Annotated in this window: 4 protein-coding genes; 3 read left to right on the top strand and 1 reads right to left on the bottom strand. The window is 62.9% G+C overall.

The window, feature by feature from the left end; translation table 11 throughout:
* From Q0J81_RS10600 to Q0J81_RS10590, 3 genes are all read left to right on the top strand, one after another.
* Positions 1-2,005, top strand: a 2,005-nt coding sequence (locus tag Q0J81_RS10600) for an acetyl-CoA carboxylase carboxyl transferase subunit alpha/beta (RefSeq protein WP_294447768.1), incomplete at its 5' end; no start/stop codon positions are given.
* A 9-nt stretch (positions 2,006-2,014) separates the two neighbouring features.
* The gene (locus tag Q0J81_RS10595; RefSeq protein WP_294447766.1) at positions 2,015-2,665 is read left to right on the top strand and encodes a biotin attachment protein; all 651 of its coding nucleotides are present in this window, start codon (positions 2,015-2,017) and stop codon (positions 2,663-2,665) included.
* A 470-nt stretch (positions 2,666-3,135) separates the two neighbouring features.
* A complete protein-coding gene (locus Q0J81_RS10590) occupies positions 3,136-3,507 on the top strand; it encodes a formin-like protein 18 (RefSeq protein WP_294447764.1) in 372 nt (123 codons plus the stop codon).
* A gap of 92 nt (positions 3,508-3,599) precedes the next feature.
* On the opposite strand, the gene Q0J81_RS10585 is transcribed toward Q0J81_RS10590, so the two are convergent.
* On the bottom strand, positions 3,600-4,337 hold the full coding sequence (locus tag Q0J81_RS10585) for a sulfite exporter TauE/SafE family protein (protein ID WP_294447762.1): 738 nt from the start codon (positions 4,335-4,337) through the stop codon (positions 3,600-3,602).
* Positions 4,338-4,805: the final 468 nt, after the last annotated feature.

The following is a 4,805-nucleotide window of genomic DNA, read 5'->3' as shown; positions in this document are numbered from 1 at the left end:
GGTGCGCATCGTGCGCCATCCTCACCGCATCTGCCTGCGCGACATTCTCGAAAACGTGTACGACAACTACACCGAAATAGGCGGGCAGGGCGAACATACCAACGATCCCGCCATGGTCATCGCCCGCGCCTACATCACCCGCAAGCGGCACGGCAAGGTCTATCATCAGCCCGTGCTCGTCATGGGTCACGAAAAGGGCCACGGCGAGGAATTCCGCAACGGCGGCTCCGCCAAGCCCTGGGGCAACGCCAAGGCCAAGCACTACATGGGCGTGGCCGAAACCGAAGGCATTCCGATTCACGCCTACGTGTTCACCCCCGGCGGCTACCCCCTCGAGGATTACCCCGGCGCGGCCCAGCAGATCGCCCGCAACATCTATGAAATGGCCGGGCTCACCGTGCCGTTCATCGCCGTGTTCTCCGAAGGCGGTTCCGGCGGCGCCGAAGCCATTTCTCTCGCCGACAAGCGCCTCATGCTCTCCCACGGCTACTACTCCGTGATCTCCCCCGAAGGCGCGGCCGCCATTGAAGGCCATCTTCGCGGCGGGGCCCGCGCTTCCGCCGACCTCGTGGAGCGCTGCGCCCGCGATCTGCACCTCACCGCCGAAGACAACCTCAAGTTCGGCTACATAGACAAGATCATTCAGGAACCCGTGCTCGGTGCGCGTCCGTACCACTACGAGTTCTTCCGCACCATCCGTCAGGAAGTCATCCGCGCCACCGACGAAGTCGTGCTTTCCGCCCGCGGCCTCGCTCCCCTGCGCGCCGCCACCCTGCGCCGCTTCCGCGACAGAGAACTCAATCTCGACGAGTTCTCCGTGCGCTGGGATCTTTCCCGCAAGGCGCGTCAGCGTCTCGTGGAAATGCGTCAGAACAAGTTCATCAAGGCCTCGCACCGCGAGTGTCAGAATCGCCGTTCCATCATGGGTCGCCTCGGCGATGCATGGTCCGAACAGTGGTGGGAAATCTACAACCGCCTCATTTACGACTTCTATCACCGCAACCGCCGCACCTTCTCCAACCTGCTTGAGGAACTCGGCTCGGAATGGGAAATGCTCAAGCTGCGCGCCATGAAGCCGTGGAACAGGCTGCACGGCAGAACCGAAGAGCCCGCGGGCAACACCGAGGAGCTCACCACCCTTTCCGAATGGGAAGAAGACAACCACACGGGCTGGGCCTGGGTGTCCCCCAAGGCCAAAGAAGACCGCGCCGTCTCCTGCCCCTATTCCGCGCAGCGCGGCTGCATGGACATGTGGGCCCCCGATCTCTACAACGAGTTCGCCGGCGTGTGCTCCACCTGCGGGCATCACTTCCCCATGGAATACCAGTGGCTCATGAACAACTGCTTCGACGAGAACTCCCTCTATGAGTTCAACACCGAAGTGGAAGCCGGAAACCCCCTGCATTTCCCCGGATTCGACGAAAAGATCGCCGAAGCCAAGAGAAAGACCGGCCTCAAGAGCGGCTGCATCACCTTTGAAGCCCGTCTCGACGGCGTGCAGGTGGTGGTGGCCATACTCGTCGGCTCCTTCCGCGGCGGCTCCGTGGGCGTGGCCGAAGGCTCCAAGTTCGTGGCCGCTGCCGACCGCGCGCGCCGCAAGCGCTATCCGTTCATCGTGTACTGCCACGGAACCGCGGGCATACGCATTCAGGAAGGTACCCACGGCGTCATCCAGATGCCGCGCTGCACCGTGGCCGTGCGTCGCTACATCGAGTCCGGCGGCCTCTATCTCGTGCTCTATGACACCAAGTCCTACGGCGGCCCTGTGGCCAGCTTCCTCGGCTGCGCCTTCTATCAGTTCGCCATACGCTCCTCGGACATCGGCTTTGCCGGTCCCGGCGTCATCAAGAACACCACCGGTCTCGACATTCCGCCGGATCATCACAACTGCTACAAGGCCCTTTCCCGCGGGCACATTCAGGGCGTGTGGGACCGCCGCGACGTGCGCGCCAACCTTCGTCAGGCCCTCGAAACCATGGGCGGCCGCAACCTTTACTATCGCTAGGGTGAACGCATGAGAGACATTGCCGAAGTCATGGAAGAACTCAAGGCCGCGCCCTACACCGAAAGGGAGGTCTGCGCTCCTCACACCGGCGTCATCCGCTTCGCCGACGTGAACGAGGGCGACCGCGTGAGCGGCTTTACCGGTACCTGGAAGGAAGTTCCCGGTACCCACATCGCCACCATTACCCGCGAGAAGAACCCCCGCAAGGTGCTCGCCACCGAACGCGGCGTGCTCCAGAAGCTCTATCGCGACCTTGACGGCTCCTTCGTGGAGGCCGGAACGCCCCTCGGCGTCATCCGCCACTACCTCACCCGTCAGGAAGTCGTGAGCAAGCTCCTCAAGGAGAGCCTCTACGCCTTCTGCGCCCCGGAACGCGCCAAGTACTACTTCGTGCCCGACGTGGACAAAAAGGTAAAAATCCTCGGATGCCGTACCGTGTCCATCCACGACGGCATGGAACTGTTCATAGTCTCCCGCATGAAGCGAGAAGTGCCCCTGTGCTACTCCGGCCCCGCAGGCATCATCTACGACGTCTACTTCGATCAGACAAAGAACGTCGACGCCGGCAGCCCCCTCATCGTCGTCTGCCCGCCCGAACAGCAGTCCGCCGTTGAAGACGTCGTCGCCCGCGTCCAGAGCGAATGGAACGAGGGCGAATAACCCCCCGTTGACGCAATGAATGACGCCGCCGATGCCCCGTGCCTCGGCGGCGTTTCTGTAAAAAGAAAAGGCAGGAAAGGCAGGAGAGAGGAAAGGGACAGGCCGGAGCAGCCGGGGCGCCGCCCCGGACCCCGGAAAGGCAGGAAAGGCAATGCGGGGGAAATAATTCCCCCCGCGCCCCCTCGTTTCTGCCTCCCGGCTTCGCCGGTTCGGCAGGACACAGGGGGACGGGCAGACGTATGCCGTGCGTTTTATGAGCGCTCTGGGAAACGTTCGTTTGCAACGGAATGACGGATTTTCAACGCTCGGGGGCCCCGGGCGACGTCAGGAGCCCGGCCGGTGGTCATGAACAGGCGGGATTTACTCCCGCCGTTACATGAAATGACCACCGTGCAGGTTAAGGGACAGTACAGCGTGTCCGGAGCGGACGGGAGCCGGTGTCACCAGGGCATCAAAAAAAGGAAAATGGTATGGGAAAGATATTGCAGATTCGCGTGGGGGCATGGACGTACAACGAGGATGAAGTGACGGCCGCGTGGCCGAAGCTGTCGGCGCTGGTGTGGTCGGAACTCGACCGCTGGGGGCCCTCCGGCATGAAGCGCGGCGTGACGGAGCTTGCCGAGTATCTGCCCGATTCCCTGCGCTTTGCCGACATTCCCGAGGAGACGAAAAAGCTCCTCATGCCCGGCGCGAAGAAGGTGGAAGAGACGTTGAACGCGATGCGTTCCGCCCTTGCCGACTGGGATCCGCGAAAGGCCAACACCCTGAGCAACGAGCTGGAAGAGGCCCTCTCCGAGCTGGAAAAGGAGGCTCCCGAGGACCTGCTCGAGCGGAAGAAGTAAGACGGTTTTCAGCATGAAGGAAGGCCCGGCCGATGTTTTCGACCGGGCCTGTTTTTTTGCAGGGAGAGGGGGGGGACGGCTGCCTGCCGCCGCTACAGCACGGCGCGGCCCACCAGCGTGACGCCGGAAGCGAAGATCATGAGAAGAAGCAGCCTGTGAAAGGTGGCCTGGGGCATATGCCGCACCACGGGAATGCTGATGAGAACGCCGAGAACGGCGGCGGTGAGGGACACGCTTATGGCGCTGAACACGCCGCTGTCATACAGGCCGGCGTGCCACTGCATGAGCACCACGCTGCCGTTGACGAAGTTGAAGTACATGCTGGTGGAGGCGAGGGCGTTTTGCTGGTTCCAGCCTCGGAAGGCGGCGTACACGGCGGCGACCGGGCCGCCGAGACTGGTGCCTGCGGTAAGGAACGCGCCGAGGAAGCCTGCAAAAAGGGCCGTTGCCGGATGGAAGGGCAGAGTGACGGTCAGATGATGGGAAAAAGTCTGCCAGGCCACGAAGAACAGAAGCATGACGCCCATGGCGAAGAGCAGCACGGGGCCGGAAAGCCGGGTGAGCATGGCCACTCCCGCAGGAATGCCGACAATGCAGCCTGCCGAAAGCCACAGCGTTTCCCGCCAGAGAATGGATTTGCGGTAGATGACCGAAAGCGCGAGCGGCACGACGCCGCTGGAAACGCAGGCGATGAGTATGGCTTCTCTGGGTTCGGTGACAAAGGTGATCATGGGCATGGCGACCATGGACGCGCCTATGGACGTGACCCCGTGAACGAAGCCTCCGAGAAGCCAGGAAAACGCTATCCAGAGTATGTGTGCCGATGCCATGCATTGCCTCCTTGAAAATCATGCCGTCACCATAAGGGAAAAAAGTCTCATAATGTCAAGGAGAAAAGTCCGCAGCACTCCGGCCCCCAGGCGTCGGAAACGCAGGAAACGCAGGAAACGCAGGAAAGACAGGAAAGAGGAAGGGGACAGGCCGGAGCAGCCGGGGCGCCGCCCCGGGCCCCGGCGGGGGAAATAATTCCCCCCGCGCCCCCCTGTTTCGCCTTGCGGCTGCGCCGCGCGGCGGGGGCCGTGCGGATGCCGGGAACCGTGCTTGGAAACAGCGGCAGGGCTGGGGAGGATGTGACGCAAAGGCCGTAAGGCTCGGCGGACGCCGTTCGGGCTGCCCGGTCAGTGCAGGCGTGTGCTGCCGCACCCGCCTGCGGTGGCCGACCGATGTTCCCGCTTCGCGGTCACATCGGTGTGGTTGGAAGGGATTTCCAGATGGGGAGGGGAAAGCGCCGGGTCAAC

Source organism: uncultured Mailhella sp. (assembly GCF_944324575.1).
GTDB lineage: Bacteria > Desulfobacterota > Desulfovibrionia > Desulfovibrionales > Desulfovibrionaceae > Mailhella.
This window is presented reverse-complemented; position numbering and strand designations above follow the sequence as displayed.

Bases quoted from the DNA above. Each gene is read 5' to 3' on its own strand.
- Q0J81_RS10585 (WP_294447762.1), bottom strand. From the start codon at position 4,337: ATGGCATCGGCACACATACTCTGGATAGCGTTTTCCTGGCTTCTCGGA.
- Q0J81_RS10595 (WP_294447766.1), top strand. From the start codon at position 2,015: ATGAGAGACATTGCCGAAGTCATGGAAGAACTCAAGGCCGCGCCCTAC.
- Q0J81_RS10590 (WP_294447764.1), top strand. From the start codon at position 3,136: ATGGGAAAGATATTGCAGATTCGCGTGGGGGCATGGACGTACAACGAG.